The following is a 15,763-nucleotide window of genomic DNA, read 5'->3' as shown; positions in this document are numbered from 1 at the left end:
CTCCAGAAGCCAGAGGCGTGCGCGGTCGCTGAGATCTTCCCCCAGCAGGGTCAGCGCTGCATAGACCAGCACCAGAGCTAGCAGCTCGTCGCCGGCAAACGAACTGAGGGCCTCCAGCAGTTGGCTGCCCAGGCCCGTGGCCCCCACCAGACCCACCACCACCGATTCGCGCAGGATCACATCGCTCCGGTAGGCGCCATAGGCCAGGTAGGGGCGGGCCAGAGAGCTGAAGCGCCCGTAGAGCAAGGCCAGCCGGGGCCCTGCCCCCGCCGCCAGCATGGCCTGCTGCTGGGGGGCTCCGCTGGTTTCGGCCGCCTCCATTAAGAGTCGGCCCAGAATGCCGAGGTTGTGGAACCCCAGGGCCAGGGCGCCGGTGACCAGCCCGGGCTGCAGAACAAACAACAGCAGCAGGGCCGTCAGTGGCGGCGGCCAGAGCCGCCCCAGGGCCCAGAGCCCTTGCACCAAAGCCAGCAGGGGCCTACAGGGCTGCACGACCAGCAGCATCAATGGCGCAAGACCCACCGCCAGGGCTGCGGCCAGCAGGGTGAGCAGCAGGGTGCTGCCAACCAGGCTCGCCCAGGGCAAGGCCAGCATCGCGCCCCAGTCGGCCGGGCCCAGGGGAGGCAGGCCCTGCCAGCGCAGTAGGCCGGCGGGTTCGATCCCAAGCTGCCAGGCCACCAGGCCCAGCGATGGCAGCAGCACCAGGGATGCCACCAGGATCTCCCGGCCCTGCCGGCCCACGCCCCGCTGGTCGAGTCCCAGCCGCACCGGCATGGCCCAGCGGCGCCGCAGCCAGCCCACCAGTGCCTCCAGCAGAAGCATCACCGCCAACAGGAGCCACAGGCCGGTCCAGAGTTCCCTGAAGGCCAGCGACTGCAGCGTCAGGCGCAGTTCGGTGCCCAGGCCCCCCAGACCGAATACCCCCAGCATGGTGGCGCTGCGCAGGGCACATTCGAGCCGGTAACCGCTGTAGCTGATCACCTGGGGCAGCAGCGGTGGCCCCAGGGCGGTAACCAGGGCTGCCGGTCCGGCTACGCCGCCACAGCGCAGGGCCTCCAGGTTGGCGGTTGGCAGGGCGTCGAGCAGGTCGCTCACCACTCGGGCCACAAGGGCCCCGAAGGGAATGGCGATCGCCACCACCGCCACCACCGGCTGCAGCCCGACCACCTGCAGCAGTAGCAGTCCCCAGAGCAGTTCATGAATGGAGCGGGGCAGGGCCAGCAGGCGACGGATCCAGCTGGCTGGAGCGGCGCTGCCCCAGCAGTTGAGCCACACCACCCGGGAGCTGGCGATGCCGAGCACCAGGCCCAGGGCCAGGCTGGCGGCCCAGCCCAGCAGGGCGATGCCCGCCGTAACGCCCAGGCCCCCCAGCACCGATCCCAGCACCAGCGGGTCCAGGGATGGTTGCAGGGCGGCGGCGGCGAACTGGCCCACCAGCTCCCAGCCGCCGCCATGGCTGATCCCGGGCAGCAGGGCCAGCAGCGGCAGGAGCACCAGGGCGGGTAGCAGGACCCACAGCGGCGCCGCGGGCCTCATGGCCTTTCGACACCGGCGTAGAGCGCCTTGAGCTGGCTTGTCTCGAGACTGGAGCCGGGCTGGTCGAATACCAGCTGGCCGGCCCGCAGCCCCACGACCCGGTCGAAGCCGGCCAGTAGGTCGGGGCGGTGCAGGCTGAGCAGCAGGGCCCTTGGCGGGCTCGTCAGCTCCAGCAGCAGGGCCAGTAGATCGGCAGCCAGGCGTGGATCCAGGCTGGCCAGGGGTTCATCGGCGAGCAGCAGCAAGGGGTCTTGCCGTAGCAGCCTGGCCAGGGCCACCCGTTGGCGCTGGCCCCCAGAGAGGGCCGAGACGGGTTGGTTAAGCAGGGCCGGATCGAGATCGAGCCGTTTCAGCACCGCCGCGCAGGCTGCGGTTTCCAGCGGCAGTAACAGGTTGAGCAGGGCCCGCGGCCAGCCCCATACCGCCAGCCGGGCGGCGTTGAGGTTTTGCTGCACCGTGAGCTCCTCGATCAGGCGCAGGTCCTGCCAGAGGGTGCCGATGCGGGCCTGCTGACGCCGCCGGCTGCGGACTGTCAGGCCCCGGGGCTCCCCCTGCCACCGCACGCTGCCCTGGTCGGGGGCCAGCAGACCATTGGCCACCGCCAGCAGGGTGCTCTTGCCGGCGCCGCTCGGGCCCAGCAGGGCGACCCGTTCGCCCGGCTCCAGCTGCAGCGACACCCGATCCAGGCGAGGTTGGCTGCGGCCGCCCACGCAGATGTTGTCGAGGACCAGCAGGGACGCCAAGGTCAGGCCATGGTGAGTCGGTAGACGATCAGGGCCAGGATCAGCGCTACCAGGGACATCTCAATCAGATCAGGGCCGCGCGAGTTCATGGCCAGCTCAGCGACGGCGCTGTTCCAGCCTGGCGGCTGAAGGAAGGACCAGGGCTACCGCCAGCAGGGGAACCTCAATCAGCAGCTGGCCATTGCCGAAGGCGATGAAGCCCAGATCCAGAAAGGCGATGCTGTAAAGAAACAGCGACCAGGCCTCATCGGATTCTGTGCAGGCCCTGCTCCAGAGCGTCAACCCCGCCAGCACCAACACCAGATCAATCAACCAAACCATAGCCCCTTACTGCCTAGCAACTGATTGTGGATCCGATCAACGAATTTTGCCGATCTGGCGGCCCACCTGCTCGATCTTCTTGTATCCAGCCGGGTTCACGGTGGTGAACTGCTGGGCCCCAAACAGTTTCAAGATCTGTTTCTGCTCCGGATCACTGGGGCGCCAACTGAGAATGGCCTGCTGCAGTTTGGTACTGAAGCCTTTGCCGAAGCGTTGGTTGAGGTTGGGCTGGCCGAGCCACACGTAGTCGGGAAAGCTGGGGGTACGCCAGATCTGCACCACCTTGGCCCGGTTTGCCTTGCCGCTGTGCAGGCTGTTCTTCCACACCTGCTCGTTGACGGCGCCGGCGTCGTAGGCCCCGCTTTGCACCAGGGCAATGGTGGCGTCGTGGCTACCGCTGAAACCTGGCGCGCCACCGGCGAAGTCGTCGAGGTTTACGCCAGCCTGGCGGAGGAAATATTGGGGCATCAGCCGGCCAGATGTGGAACTCTCCGAGCCGAAGGTGAAGCGCTTGTTCTTCAGTGCCACCAGGCCCTTCTGGTTCTGGATCGGCTTGAGGCCACTGCGGGTATTGGCAATGAACACGCTGTAGAACTGGGCATCGACGTCCCGCTGGGCCAGCATCTGGGCCCCTGGTTTCTGCAGGCTGGCCTGCACGCCGGTGAGCCCGCCAAACCAGACCAGATCCAGGCTCCCGGTGCGGAATGCGCTTACGGCGGCTGTGTAGTCGGTTACCGGCACATAGGTGACCTTCACGCCTAGCTGCTGGCTGAGCTCGTTGGCCACCAGGGAGTAGAGGCGATTGAGTTTTTCGGGGTTCTGGTCGGGGATGGCGCCGATGCGCAGCTCCGGTTTGGAGCTGGCCTGCTGCACCTGGGCCGCCGGCACAATCGCAAGGCAGAAGCCAGCCAGGAGGGTCAGAAAACGTTTTCGGCTGGTCATCGCGGATCTACTGGCTTGGGTTGGGGGGTATTAAAGGGCTGCAAGGAAGCGCTTCAACCTTTCGAGCCCATCGACCAGGGTGGCGGGATTGGCTGCGCAGGAGAGGCGGATGCAGCGATCCTCCCCAAAGGCCACGCCGGGCACCACCGCCAACCCCACCTCATCTAGCAGGCGATTGCAGAAGGTCATTGAGTCGAGCCCATGGGCGCTCACATCGGGAAAGGCGTAGAAGGCACCCTGGGGCGGCTCGAGCTTGACCCCATCCATGCCTGTCAGGCCCTCCGCGAGCAGGTTGCGGCGCTCGTCAAATTTGGCTGCCATGGCCCGCACGCAATCCCGCGGGCCGTTGATCGCCGCCAGGGCACCAAACTGGGCAAAGCTGCAGACGTTGCTTGTGCTCTGGCTCTGCAGGGCACTGGCGGCCGCCACCACCGTGCTGGGGCCGGCCAGCCAGCCGACCCGCCAGCCGGTCATCGCCCAGCCCTTGGCGAAACCGTTGACCGTAAAGACCCGCTCGGCCAGGTCGGGGGCTACGGCGGCCAGGCTGTGGTGGCTGTGGCCTGGCGCCAGTAGGAATTCATAGATCTCATCGCACACCACCGCCACCTGGGGGTGGCGGCGAAGCACCGCGGCAATCGCCTCCAGTTCCGGCCGGCTCAGCACCATGCCAGTGGGATTGCCGGGGCTGTTGAGCACAAGCAATTTGCTGGCCGGGGTGATGGCTGCCTCCAGCTGGGCTGGATCGAGGCGGAACCCCTGGGCTGGGGAGCAGGGGATCAGGGCCACCGAAGCCCCAGCCAGCTGGGCCATCTCCGGGTAGCTGAGCCAGTAGGGCGAGGGCAGCAGCAGCTCATCGCCGGGGCCGAGCAGCACCTGAAACAGGTTGTATAGGGCCTGTTTGCCGCCGTTGGTCACCAGCACCTGCTCGGGGCTGATGGCCAACTGATTTTCGCTGCAGAGCTTGGCGGCGATGGCGGAGCGCAGGGCGGGCTCACCGGCAGCGGGGCCGTAGCGGGTGTGGCCGGCCTCCAGGGCGTCGGCAGCGGCCTGGCGGATGAAGGCCGGGGTGTCGAAGTCCGGTTCGCCGGCGCTGAGGCTGCAGACGTCCTTGCCCGCTTCCCGGAGGGCCTTGGCCCGGGCGGAGATCGCCAGGGTGAGGGAGGGCTTGAGGGCCTTGGCCCTGGCTGAAAGAATCGGAGTGGTGGAAGGCGCGGCGATCATCCCTGTGTCCGGCATCGGGACGCGCGGCATCAGCTGTGGCGGCCATCTTGCCCTAACGATTTCCCGCCTAGGGTTCAGCCGGGCACGAAACGCAACGGGCATAAAACCCACCCCCTGCTCCATTGAGATGGCAGCCTCGCTTGAATTGGCTTCAGCCCTGGAGCAACTGACTGAAGCCTGCGCCGCCTGTCGCCGCTGTGGCCTGACCGTAGAGAGGCAGCAGGTGGTGGTGAGCCGGGGCAATCCCGCCGCCCGGCTGATGCTGATCGGCGAGGGCCCCGGCGCTCAGGAAGACAGCACTGGCTTGCCCTTTGTGGGTCGTTCCGGCCAGCTGCTCGACCAGCTGCTGGCTTCCGCTGGCATCGACAGCAACCGAGACGCCTACGTGGCCAATGTGGTCAAGTGCCGCCCCCCTGGCAACCGCAAGCCCACGGCGGCGGAGATGGCGGCTTGCCGCCCCTGGCTAAATCATCAGATCGCTTTGGTGAATCCGGCCGTGATCCTGCTGGTGGGGGCCTCGGCTCTGGAGGGGGTGCTGGGTATTAGGGGCGGCATCACCGGCCTGCGGGGCCAGTGGCACTCCAGCGAGAACGAAATTTTGCGGGGCCGGCGCCTGATGCCAGTCCTGCATCCCTCCTATCTATTGCGCTTTAACTCCCAGGCCGGGGGCTCTCCCCGTGCGCTCACTGCAGCCGACTTCCAGGAGGTACGCCGATCCCTGCTGGCACATTGATGGGTGCCAAGCTGAGGCCAGTTCAGGCCTAGATCTAACTATGGCCATATCTGAATCGGCAGCGGCCCAGTTGAAATATCCGCGCCGTATCGCCTTCAGCCATGCCTTCTCGGAGCTGCAGGTGGTGAAGAGCGTTAGGGCCTACGCCGACCAGCGCGCCCTCGATTTGGGTGCTAACTGCGCTTGACACCCTCGCCGCTTGAGCTGTCTTTGTGACAGGCTTTGGCCACGCGCCCTTGCCCCGCGATGACCACCGCCCCGTCTCGCTACGACACCGTCGCCCGCTACGACACCCTGATTCACCGGCGCCAGACCCGCAGCGTGCGCGTGGGAAACATCTGGATCGGCAGCGACCATCCGGTGGTGGTGCAGTCGATGATCAACGAGGACACCCTCGATATCGAAGGGGCCACCGCCGGCATCCGGCGGCTGCATGAAGTCGGCTGTGAAATCGTGCGCCTCACGGTGCCGTCCCTGGCCCACGCCAAGGCGGTAAAGGAAATCCGCCAGCGCCTAGAAGACACCTACCAGCCGGTGCCCCTCGTAGCGGATGTGCACCACAACGGCATGAAGATTGCCCTGGAGGTGGCCCAGCATGTCGACAAAGTGCGGATCAATCCCGGCTTGTTCGTGTTCGACAAGCCCGACCCCAACCGCACCGAATTCAGCCCCGAGGAGGTCGCCGCCATCGGTGAGCGCATCTCTGAAACATTTGAACCGCTGGTTCAGCTGCTCAAGCAGCAGGACAAGGCACTGCGCATTGGCGTCAACCATGGCTCCCTGGCTGAGCGGATGCTTTTTTGCTACGGCGACACGCCCCTGGGCATGGTGGAGAGCGCCCTGGAATTCATCCGCATCTGCGACCGCCTCGACTTCCACAACATCGTGGTTTCGATGAAGGCTTCGCGGGCCCCAGTGATGATGGCCGCCTACCGGATGATGGCGGACCGTATGGACGCCGAGGGATTCCCCTACCCCCTGCATCTGGGAGTTACTGAGGCGGGCGACGGCGATTACGGGCGAATTAAAAGTACCGCCGGCATTGCCCCCCTGCTGGCCGAGGGGCTCGGGGATACCATCCGGGTTTCGCTCACCGAGGCCCCCGAGCGGGAGATTCCTGTCTGCTATTCGATTTTGCAGGCCCTGGGCCTGCGCAAGACGATGGTGGAATACGTGGCCTGCCCCAGCTGCGGCCGCACCCTGTTCAACCTCGAAGAGGTGCTGCACAAGGTGCGCAACGCCACTTCCCACCTCACCGGTCTGGACATCGCCGTGATGGGCTGCATTGTCAATGGGCCGGGCGAAATGGCCGATGCCGACTACGGCTATGTGGGCAAGATCCCTGGCACCATTTCCCTCTACCGGGGCCGCGAGGAGATTCGTCGGGTGCCGGAAGCGGAGGGGGTCGGGGCCCTGATTGCTTTGATTCGGGAGGATGGTCGCTGGGTGGAGCCCTGAGGTCGGTTGCCGGCGCTAGTTTGAAAGTGTCTTTACCCGGCCTGTTCCGCTCTTACAGATGGCCAGCCCCCGCACCAGCCTGCTTGTGCTGGTAGGCATTGGTGCCTGTGCTGCCACCGCAGTCGTGGCCAGGGAAGTGGTGACGTCACCGGGTGCTTCGTCGCGGATCAGCGACAGCCCCAAGGAGGTGATCGACCAGACCTGGCAGATCGTCTTCCGCGACTACCTGGACATCAACGGCAAATACAAGCCTGAGCAATGGCGCCAGCTGCGCCGCGATGTGCTGGCCAAGAGCTACGGCAGCTCCAAGGAAGCCTATGAATCGATTCGGGGCATGCTCGCCAGCCTCGACGATCCCTACACCCGCTTTTTGGATCCGCGGGAATTCAAGGAGATGCAGATCGACACCTCCGGGGAACTATCCGGGGTGGGCATCCAGCTGAGCCTCGACAAGGAAACCAAGAACCTTGTGGTGGTTTCCCCCATTGATGGTTCACCTGCTTCTCGGGCCGGCGTGCAGCCCAAGGATGTGATCACGGCGATTGATGGCAAGAGCACCAAGGGCATGAGTACCGAAGATGCGGTCAAGTTGATCCGCGGCCAGGCTGGTACCTCCGTAACCCTCACCCTGCAGCGCAAGGGTCAGAGCCTGCAGGTGCCCCTCACCCGCGAACGCATTGAGCTCCACGCCGTAGATCATCAGATCAATACCAGCCCAGATGGCGTCAAGGTGGGCTACATCCGCCTGCGCCAGTTCAATGCCACCGCCACTAAGGACATGCGCCTGGCGGTAAAGGACCTGGAGGAGAAGGGCGCCCAGGGCTATGTGTTGGACCTGCGCAGCAACCCCGGCGGCCTGCTGATGGCCAGCGTGGAGATCGCCCGCCAGTGGCTCAATGAAGGCACGATCGTCTCCACCAAGACCCGCGACGGCATCCAGGACGTGAAGCGGGCCAATGGTCGTGCCCTTACGGCCAAGCCCCTGGTGGTGCTTGTCAATGAAGGCTCCGCCAGTGCCAGTGAAATTCTCTCCGGTGCCCTTCAGGACAACCAGCGGGCCGTCTTGGTGGGTCAGAAGACCTTTGGTAAAGGTCTGGTGCAGTCGGTGCGGGGCCTCTCCGATGGCTCCGGCATGACCGTGACCATCGCCAAATACCTCACCCCCAGTGGCCGGGACATCCACAAGCACGGGATTGATCCCGATGTGCAGGCCAAGATGAGCGAGCTGGAGGCCCAAAAGCTCAAGCTCGAAGACCTGGGCACCAAGAAGGACAGCCAATACCGGATAGCGGAGACCACCCTGGTCAAGCGACTGCGCAGCGCCAGCGGCCCGTCCCAGGCATACAAGCCAGGCAGCGCAAACCTGCCAGCTGCCCTGGGTTCGAGCGCTAAGCCTTGAGCCCCCAGCCCTCGATCTGGAATGAAAAACCCTGGTGGTGCCAGCCCTGGTCCATCATGCTGACCGGCATTGCCCTGCCAGCGTCCAGCTGGTTCCTGCTCGAGCGCTGGTGGATAACCGCCCCTGTGGCAGCGGCGGTGCTGGTGTGGTGGTGGTTGTTTCTGGTGCTGGTGCCGCGGGCCTACCTAGATCAACAGGGCGGCCAATAATGCTGGCCAGTGGTGCTGGTCTGCTCAGGCGACCGGTTGCATCAGACCGCCGCCTGGGCTGGAATCGTCATCGTCGTTGTTGTTGCCCGTGTCGCCCTGCAGCAGGGCGTATACGCCTAGGGCCAGCAGGCTCACCACCCCAGACACCAGGCTGAAACCACCACCAAGGCCGCCGGCAAAGCCCGAAGATGCATCGATCAATTCGCCCACAGGTCGCCTTCACACAACTTCTCATTAATGTAACGGATTTTTGCGGGAGCAGGGCATGCAGGTGGGGCCCTTCCTTCAAAGCCCCCCTCCGGGACAGTGCCAGCTGTTGCTGAGTGCGTTGGATTGACACTGAAATTTGTGACACGCTGAAAGCGGTGCTGCAGGTTCGATGGCCAGCGTTCCAAATCTGGTGGAAACCTGCGAGCTGGCCGAGCGGCATGGCAACCGCAATTCCTCGTTGATGCTGGGGTTTGCTCTCGGAGGCAGCAACAACCTCGAAGTGATGGACCAGCTCCATCTCGAACAAGAGGAAGACCTGTTCCTGTTGATGGCCCAGGCCCACTTGCCGCTGCCGCGCCTCGCCGATCAGGCCACCGAAGCCATGGTCAGCGACCTGCAGCAGCTGGTCTGATGGGGGACGCCAACGCAACCTGGGTGAGATGGCGATTCAGGAAACGATGCAGGCATTGGCGATGGAAGACCCTCGTAGGCGGGGCGTGTTTCTCTTCGAAGATCACAAGATCGCTCGCGCCACGTTTTTGCTGTTTCAAGTGCGTGGGGGTTGGTTGGATTCAGCCGTTGCAATTGAGCGACGGGCCATCGAGGCCGGGCGTCAGTTTTCGCGGCTGCGATTTCCGCCAGATTGACTAACCTCTCGCGCCGACAGCTCTCACACCGCTAAAACCGCCTCGTTCTGGGCCGCCTGCTGCTCGCTGCGCTGGGCTTCGCTGAGACCATCGGCTCCGGGGAGCTGGGCGGCCATCTGGTTCAGCCAGCCCATCAGCTCCTCCAGCTGCTTCTCGGCAGGCAGCACCCCCAGGCCCCGGGCCAGCACCTTGGCGGTGCTGCCACTGCTGGCCTGAAACACCAGGCGGCCATGGAGATGCTGGGGCAGCCCCTGGCGCAGCAGGCGGAAGGCGGGCTCCTCCATGGGCGTTTCCAAGCAGATGTTGGGCTTCTCCGGCTTGATCCGCGAGAAGCCGCAGCGCCTGGCTACCAGCTTCAGCTCCATCAGCTGCAGTAGCGATTGAACCGGCGCCGGGATGGGGCCGTAGCGGTCCACCCAGCCAGCTGCCAGCTCAACCAGGGCGGCAGCGCCACTGCAGTCGGCAGCGGCCCGGTAGGCCGCCATCTTCTCGTCGTTCTCGGTGATCCAGTCGCCGGGGATGAAGGCGGTGATCGGCAGATCGATCTGGGTGTCTTCCACCTTGGGGATGTCCTGGCCCTGGATCTCGGCGAGGCATTCCTGCAGCATCTCCATGTAGAGGTCAAAGCCGATCGCCTCCATCTGGCCGCTCTGCTCCACCCCCAGCAGGTTGCCCACGCCGCGGATCTCCATGTCGCGCATGGCCAGCTGGTAGCCACTGCCCAACTGGGCAAACTCCTGGATTGCCCGCAGCCGCTGCCGGGCCGCCTCACTCAGGGAGGCATCGCCCGGATAGAAAAGCCAGGCATGGGCCTGGATACCGCTGCGCCCCACCCGGCCCCGCAGCTGGTACAGCTGGGCCAGGCCAAATTTGTGGGCGTCCTCGATCAGGATCGTGTTCACCCGCGGGATGTCGAGGCCGCTCTCCACGATCGTGGTGCAGAGCATCAGGTCGGCCTCGCCGGCATTGAAGGCCACCATGGCGCTCTCCAGTTCCCCTTCGGCCATCTGGCCGTGGGCCACCAGTAGCCGCAGTCCCGGAACCATGACCCGCAGCTGGCCGGCCACCTCCTCGATCCCCTCCACCCTGGGCACCACGTAAAAGATCTGCCCGCCCCGGTCCAGCTCCTGCCGGATGGCGCTGCGCACTGCCTCCTCATCGAGGGCGGCCAGGTGGGTTTTTATCGGGCGGCGCAGCGGTGGCGGCGTGGTGATCAGGCTCATCTCCCGCACCCCCGAAAGGCTCATGTAGAGCGTGCGCGGAATAGGCGTTGCAGACAGGGTCAGCACGTCCACGTCCTTGCGCAGCGCCTTGATCTTTTCCTTTTGGTTGACGCCGAAGCGCTGTTCCTCATCCACCACCAGCAGGCCCAGCTGCTTGAAGCCCGTGCCTTTGGAGAGCAGCTGGTGGGTGCCCACCACCACGTCCACATTGCCTTTGCTGAGCCCTTCGAGGATGGTCTTGCGCTCGCTTGCGGTGCGGAAGCGGTTGAGCAGGCTCACTTTGAGGGGATAGGGCGCAAAGCGTTCGCTCAGGGTGCGCCAGTGCTGTTGGGCCAAAACGGTAGTTGGGGCCAGCATGGCCACCTGCTTGCCCGCCGTCACCGCCTTGAAAATCGCCCGGATCGCCACCTCCGTTTTGCCGAAGCCCACATCGCCACACACCAGCCGATCCATGGGCTGGGGTTGTTCCATGTCGCGCTTCACATCGGCAATGGCCTTGGTCTGGTCTGGGGTGGGGTCATAGGGGAAGGAATCCTCTAGCTCCTGCTGCCAGGGGCCATCGGCCGGGTAGGCGAAGCCCGGCGCCTGGTGTCGCTCGGCATAGAGCTTCACCAGATCCACCGCCACTTTGCGCACGGCCTTGATGGCCCGTTCCTTGGCTTTGGCCCAGGCCGTACCGCCCATGCGGTTGAGCTCAGGCGGGGCGTCGGTGCTGGCGCGGTAGCGGCCCAGGCTGCCCAACTGGTCGGCAGCCACCCGCAGCAGTCCGTCGGCGTATTGCACCACCAGGTAATCCCGCGATTCGTCGCCGATCGCCAGTTTTTCGAGCTTGAGAAACTTGCCGATGCCGTGGTTGCGGTGCACCACGAAATCTCCCGGTTGCATCTTGCCCGGGTCGACGGTGCGGCTGGCTGCCTTGCGGCGGCGGCGCACATAGCCGCTGGCGGCGAGGGCATGCTGGCCGAAAAATTCCCTATCGGTAATCAGCACCAACTTCCAGGCCGGCAGCTGGAGCCCCTCCAGTTCGGCGGTGCTTCGGTTTTTCAGGGCCACCGGTGTGGCCTGCTCCACCAGTCGATCGATGGCTGGGAAGTCGGCGGGATTGGGCACAAAGCGGGTGATGCAGTCGTGCTCCTCCAGCAGGGCCACCGCCCGCGAGGGCTGGGCAGAGATCAGCCACACCGTGGCTTTCTCAGCCACAAAGCCCTTCACCAGGGAGGCCAACTTGCCAAAGGCGTTCGGGTAGGCGGGCACCGAGCGGGCGGCCAGATCAAAGCTGTTGGGGTGGCTGTCGGTTTCCAGCAGTTCGGCCAGATCAAAGCCCCTGAAGGCTTCCGCCTGTTGGAGGGCGCCGGCTGGCTCCCGATGAAGCACCCCGGGCAGCGCGCCCCCCAGCTCGCCGCAGACCTCAGCGTGGTGTCCGGCGGCGTGGTCAAACCACTGCTGGGCATGGGAGAGACACTGGCTCCTGCCATCGACAGCCACCAGGGTGTCGGCGCCGAGGTAATCGAGCAGGGAGGCCGGCTCGTCCCAGGCCAGGCCCATCAGCCGCCGCATCCCCTCGGGGGTGCCGCCCTCCAGCAGCTGGTCGAGGGCCTCCGGCTTGAGCAGCAGCTCCAGCCCATCAGGCATCGCCTGTCGCAGCGCGTCGGCAACCAGGGGGCCGTAGCCGCTGGGGGTCAGGCGCACCACCTCGATGGGATCGAGGGAGCGTTGGGATGCGGGGTCAAATTCCCGCAGCTTGTCGAGCTCCTCGCCAAAAAACTCCAGTCTCACGGGGAGTTCGCTGCTCACCGGGAAGACATCGACAATGTCGCCGCGGCGACTCCAGCTGCCCTCCTGCTCAATCGTGGGCACCCGCTCGTAACCAAGCCGGCTCAGGGTTTCGCCCAGCTGCTCGAGGCTGATGGTTTCGCCCTTGCGCAAACTCAGGCATTGGGCCCGCAGGGCCTGGGGCGGGGGCAGGTGGGGCTGCAGGGCCCGCTCGGTGGCCACGATGGCGAGTCCTCCTGCTGGCCTATCGACAAGCTCGCTGAGCACCTGCAGCTGGCCCCAGGTGATCTCGCTGGTGGGATCAAAGGGCTCGTAGGGGCTGGCCTCGCTGGTGGGGTAGAGCTGGCAGCTAGACCAACCCATCAGCTCCAGCAGCGCCGCCCAGCGGCCCGCCTCCTCCAGGGTCGGCACGATCACCAGCAGCGGCGCGCCCGTGGCGCGGGCCATGGCGCTGCTGATCAGGGCCCGGGCGGCCCGACCGCCCCCGGCCAGCCTCAATCGCTCGGGCCGCGCCAGCCGTGCCAGCACCTCGCCGGTGAGGGCTGCCTGCTGCAGCTGGCGCACCAGGGCGGTGAGGGGCATGGGCGGATCTGGCAGCAGCTAGCTCCGATCTTCGCAACTGCCCATACTGAAATGGCGATCCCACCGTTGCGGCCATGTTTCTGATCCACAGCACGGTCGATCAGGCCCCGCTGCAGGCGGCGGCCCTGGTGGGCGCCTGCAGGGGCGACGGCTGGCAGACCCCTCTTCAGCCCCGCTTCCTGGGCGTGCTGTTCCACCAGCTGCTCGGCTACGAGGCCGATTTCGATCAGTTGGCGGGCCTCTCCCCCGAAGCCGTGGCCGAGGCCCTGCCCACTGCCGAGCAGCGGCTCGAGTTGGTGGAGTTGATGGTGACCCTGGAGATGCTCTGCGATTCCATCCCTGCGGCCCTCGAGGCCTCCATTGAGCACTGGGCCGGCGTGCTGGGGGTGGAAGACCGCAGCCTGCGGCTTGCCCGCGACCTGGCGGCCCATGCCTCCGCCCAGGCCCTGCACGACTTCTACCGCTACAACTGGATCGGTGAGCAGGACATGCTCAGCCCAGCCTTCGAGGGCCTGCTTGCCCGCCATGGCGAGCAGGCCTACGCCCTCACCGTGGAGCTGGATCCCATCGAGGCAGCCCGCTGGCGCGCCCTGGAGCAGTGCCCCGCAGGCAGCATTGGCCGGAGCCTTTGGGATTTCTACCAGGAGCGCGGCTTTGGTTTCCCAGGGGAACTGGGTGCCGGTAATGCGGCCTTGGCCCATCACGACTGGATCCATGTGTTGGCGGATTTCGACACCACCCCGATGGGCGAGATGGAGGTGACCGCCTTTCAGGCTGCCGCAAGCACCTTGCCCGGGGCCACCCTTGGCTTTATGGGTGCCGTGAGCATCTTTCAGACGGGGCTGCTGCCGAGTTTGGTGGTGCCGCCGGGCTACTCCCATGCTCTGGAAGTGCCGGGGGGGCCTGAGCGGATCGCCGACGCCATCCAACGCGGTCGCGCCTGCCAAAGGGATGTGTTCCGTGAGATCGATTTCTTTGCTGTGGCTGACCAAGCTCTTCCTGCCCTCCGTGACTGTTGGAGGATTCCCGGAAAAGCCAATCTCCCGTCGAGCTAATGGCTCGTAGGTACTGCCAGCTCTGCTCCGATGGCGGCCAACCCACCGACAAGGGGGCCGTTGTGGGCGTGCTGCCCCTGTTCGGTGCCCTGTTGCTGGGGGCAGGGGTAGCCCTGATGGTGGTGCCTCGCGGCAACCAGCCCCTAGCCTCGCGAACCCCAGCGCCTGCAGCGATTCGGCCGGTTGGTGCCCCCGGTCCCCTGCCCCGATCACCGCTAGGTTCTTCGCCAGACCAGCAGCAGCTGCTCAGCCAGCTGGCCGAGGCCGACCGGCAATGGACCCCGCGCGCAGAACCGCTGGCTAACGGCGGCTATCGCTATGTCTACAAGCGCCGGGCCGGCGAGCCGCCACTGAATCTGGAGACGATCCGCGCCCTGATCGCCAATCCGCCCAGCTTCGAGCGGGAAAGGCAGGCGATCGGCCAGCTCCTGCAGGCCCTGCAGCAGGTCGGTGTGCAGGTGAACCTCTCGGTTCCCCACAAGAGCGGCGCTGCCGCTGAATGGGACCCGCGAGCCCGCACCCTGCGCATCCAGCCCACCGTGGTGAGTAAGGGCACGCTGGAATTCGCCAGGGTGCTCAACCATGAGGCGATCCACGTGGCCCAGAGCTGCAGCAACCAGGGCCTGGGTTCGGACCCCCTCTTGCTTGGCCTGCCATCCCTGCTACCTGGCCATCTCTCGACGGTGCTGGATGAACCGATCTATCGCACGGCCCCAGATCGGGTGCGTCAGCTTGAAAGGGAGGCCTTTGCCAACCAGGATCGCCTCACCCTGGGGGTCCAGTTGGTGCAAGCCCACTGCTGAGGTCACTGCTGAGGTCCTCCAGCAGCATGTTGAACTGCAGTAGCTGGGCATCACTGAGCTGCTGGCGGCTGGTGAGGGAAAAGTGCTGCTCCAGCAATGCCCGGCCCTGGCCAGGATCCCATTGCAGCTGTGCCAACAGTTGGTCGCACTGGCTCAGCAGTTCGCGCCGCCTCAGGGGTGCTGGAGCGCTGCTGGCCTGGGTGCCCGGGCTGAATCCCTGCAGTGCCGCCAGGTAGGCCTGCAGATCGGCGTAGTTGGTGAGGCGGTTGCGGTTGGGGTTGCCGAAAACCCGCTGCAGGTACAGCGCCTCCTGGTCCCGATCCCAGCCGAGCCGCTGCAGCTCCAGCTCGAGTTGGGCCAGTTCCGCCGACCAGTCCTCCGGATCCACCTGGGGCTCCTCCGGCGGCTGGGCTGGTGGCTGCAGAGATTCGGGTTGGGAAGGCTGTGTTGGTGAAGGCAGGGTCAGGGGGGCTGGAGTCGCAATGGGAGCTGGGGCCTTTTGCCTAGCCACTGGTTCCCTGCCCACCGGTTCCCTAGCCACCGGTTCCCTAGCCACCGGTTCCCTGGCCCCCAGCTCGATCTGGGGCTGGGGGCGGCCCTGCAGCCGTTGGCGGGCCCGATCCTCTGCCAGTTCGGCCGTGGCTGCTTCGCCGAGGGCCGAATCGAGGATCTGCCCCTCCCGCCTGAGCTGCACCAGGACGATGCGGCTACCCGCCTCGGCATGAACAAGCTGCACTTCCAGCTGCCAGCTCAGCTGACCATCCAGCTGCCCCTCTGGCACCTCTTCATCCCCAGGACTGGCCAACCCGACTTTCTAGACTCCCCACCATCTTGGCCCGCTGCAGCCCGTGGAAGCGGAGTCGATCCAATCAATCCAACCCCTGCTCGAGCAGGCGGACCAGTGGGGC

17 protein-coding genes are annotated in these 15,763 nt (G+C 65.7%); 9 read left to right on the top strand and 8 right to left on the bottom strand.

Annotated features, from left to right (window positions below; genetic code table 11):
* The 5 genes from KBZ07_RS06800 to KBZ07_RS06780 all read right to left on the bottom strand — a co-directional run.
* Positions 1 to 1,536 (bottom strand): ABC transporter permease (locus KBZ07_RS06800; protein ID WP_254930899.1); only part of this gene is annotated, 1,536 nt, incomplete at its 3' end.
* Positions 1,533 to 2,279 (bottom strand): ATP-binding cassette domain-containing protein, encoded by a 747-nt coding sequence (locus tag KBZ07_RS06795; RefSeq protein ID WP_254930898.1) that lies wholly within the window; start codon positions 2,277 to 2,279, stop codon positions 1,533 to 1,535. The genes KBZ07_RS06795 and KBZ07_RS06800, both read right to left, overlap by 4 nt.
* A 96-nt stretch (positions 2,280 to 2,375) precedes the next feature.
* Positions 2,376 to 2,600, bottom strand: a complete 225-nt coding sequence (locus KBZ07_RS06790; RefSeq protein ID WP_254930897.1) for a hypothetical protein — start codon at positions 2,598 to 2,600, stop codon at positions 2,376 to 2,378.
* 36 nt (positions 2,601 to 2,636) lie between these two features.
* Positions 2,637 to 3,542 (bottom strand): putative selenate ABC transporter substrate-binding protein, encoded by a 906-nt coding sequence (locus KBZ07_RS06785; RefSeq protein WP_254930896.1) that lies wholly within the window; start codon positions 3,540 to 3,542, stop codon positions 2,637 to 2,639.
* Between the two features lie 30 nt (positions 3,543 to 3,572).
* Positions 3,573 to 4,763, bottom strand: a complete 1,191-nt coding sequence (locus tag KBZ07_RS06780) for a pyridoxal phosphate-dependent aminotransferase (RefSeq protein ID WP_254930895.1) — start codon at positions 4,761 to 4,763, stop codon at positions 3,573 to 3,575.
* A gap of 127 nt (positions 4,764 to 4,890) precedes the next feature.
* On the opposite strand from KBZ07_RS06780, the gene KBZ07_RS06775 reads away from it, so the two are divergent.
* From KBZ07_RS06775 to KBZ07_RS06755, 5 genes are read left to right on the top strand one after another with little or no spacing between them, the layout of a single operon-like run.
* Positions 4,891 to 5,496: a uracil-DNA glycosylase family protein gene (locus KBZ07_RS06775; RefSeq protein ID WP_254930894.1), complete on the top strand. Its 606-nt coding sequence runs from the start codon at positions 4,891 to 4,893 to the stop codon at positions 5,494 to 5,496.
* 40 nt (positions 5,497 to 5,536) lie between these two features.
* Positions 5,537 to 5,683 (top strand): hypothetical protein, encoded by a 147-nt coding sequence (locus KBZ07_RS06770; RefSeq protein ID WP_254930893.1) that lies wholly within the window; start codon positions 5,537 to 5,539, stop codon positions 5,681 to 5,683.
* Between the two features lie 59 nt (positions 5,684 to 5,742).
* Entirely contained in the window at positions 5,743 to 6,954 is a 1,212-nt protein-coding gene (gene ispG / locus KBZ07_RS06765; RefSeq protein WP_254930892.1) for a (E)-4-hydroxy-3-methylbut-2-enyl-diphosphate synthase, read from the top strand.
* A gap of 58 nt (positions 6,955 to 7,012) precedes the next feature.
* Complete coding sequence (locus tag KBZ07_RS06760; RefSeq protein WP_254930891.1) at positions 7,013 to 8,353, top strand: S41 family peptidase; 1,341 nt, start codon at positions 7,013 to 7,015, stop codon at positions 8,351 to 8,353.
* The gene (locus KBZ07_RS06755) at positions 8,350 to 8,562 is read left to right on the top strand and encodes a DUF6737 family protein (RefSeq protein ID WP_254930900.1); all 213 of its coding nucleotides are present in this window, start codon (positions 8,350 to 8,352) and stop codon (positions 8,560 to 8,562) included. The genes KBZ07_RS06760 and KBZ07_RS06755 overlap by 4 nt, the downstream gene beginning before the upstream one ends.
* Before the next feature lie 24 nt (positions 8,563 to 8,586).
* Here KBZ07_RS06755 and KBZ07_RS06750 read toward each other — a convergent pair whose 3' ends face one another.
* A complete protein-coding gene (locus KBZ07_RS06750; protein WP_254930890.1) occupies positions 8,587 to 8,772 on the bottom strand; it encodes a hypothetical protein in 186 nt (61 codons plus the stop codon).
* 169 nt (positions 8,773 to 8,941) lie between these two features.
* Here KBZ07_RS06750 and KBZ07_RS06745 point away from each other — a divergent pair, with 169 nt between their 5' ends.
* Together KBZ07_RS06745 and KBZ07_RS06740 are read left to right on the top strand one after the other, a co-directional pair.
* Positions 8,942 to 9,184, top strand: a complete 243-nt coding sequence (locus KBZ07_RS06745) for a hypothetical protein (protein ID WP_254930889.1) — start codon at positions 8,942 to 8,944, stop codon at positions 9,182 to 9,184.
* Positions 9,185 to 9,212: 28 nt separating this feature from the next.
* Positions 9,213 to 9,419: a hypothetical protein gene (locus KBZ07_RS06740; RefSeq protein ID WP_254930888.1), complete on the top strand. Its 207-nt coding sequence runs from the start codon at positions 9,213 to 9,215 to the stop codon at positions 9,417 to 9,419.
* Positions 9,420 to 9,442: 23 nt separating this feature from the next.
* Here the strand turns inward: KBZ07_RS06740 and mfd are convergent, their stop codons facing one another.
* Positions 9,443 to 12,997 (bottom strand): transcription-repair coupling factor, encoded by a 3,555-nt coding sequence (mfd, locus tag KBZ07_RS06735; protein ID WP_254930887.1) that lies wholly within the window; start codon positions 12,995 to 12,997, stop codon positions 9,443 to 9,445.
* A gap of 74 nt (positions 12,998 to 13,071) precedes the next feature.
* Here mfd and KBZ07_RS06730 point away from each other — a divergent pair, with 74 nt between their 5' ends.
* On the top strand, positions 13,072 to 14,052 hold the full coding sequence (locus KBZ07_RS06730) for a hypothetical protein (protein WP_254930886.1): 981 nt from the start codon (positions 13,072 to 13,074) through the stop codon (positions 14,050 to 14,052).
* Positions 14,052 to 14,855 (top strand): hypothetical protein, encoded by an 804-nt coding sequence (locus KBZ07_RS06725; RefSeq protein ID WP_254930885.1) that lies wholly within the window; start codon positions 14,052 to 14,054, stop codon positions 14,853 to 14,855. Before KBZ07_RS06730 ends, KBZ07_RS06725 begins: the two co-directional genes overlap by 1 nt.
* Here the strand turns inward: KBZ07_RS06725 and KBZ07_RS06720 are convergent.
* On the bottom strand, positions 14,818 to 15,660 hold the full coding sequence (locus tag KBZ07_RS06720; RefSeq protein ID WP_254930884.1) for a hypothetical protein: 843 nt from the start codon (positions 15,658 to 15,660) through the stop codon (positions 14,818 to 14,820). The genes KBZ07_RS06725 and KBZ07_RS06720 overlap by 38 nt on opposite strands.
* Positions 15,661 to 15,763: the final 103 nt, after the last annotated feature.

Source organism: Cyanobium sp. BA20m-14 (assembly GCF_024346295.1).
This window is presented reverse-complemented; position numbering and strand designations above follow the sequence as displayed.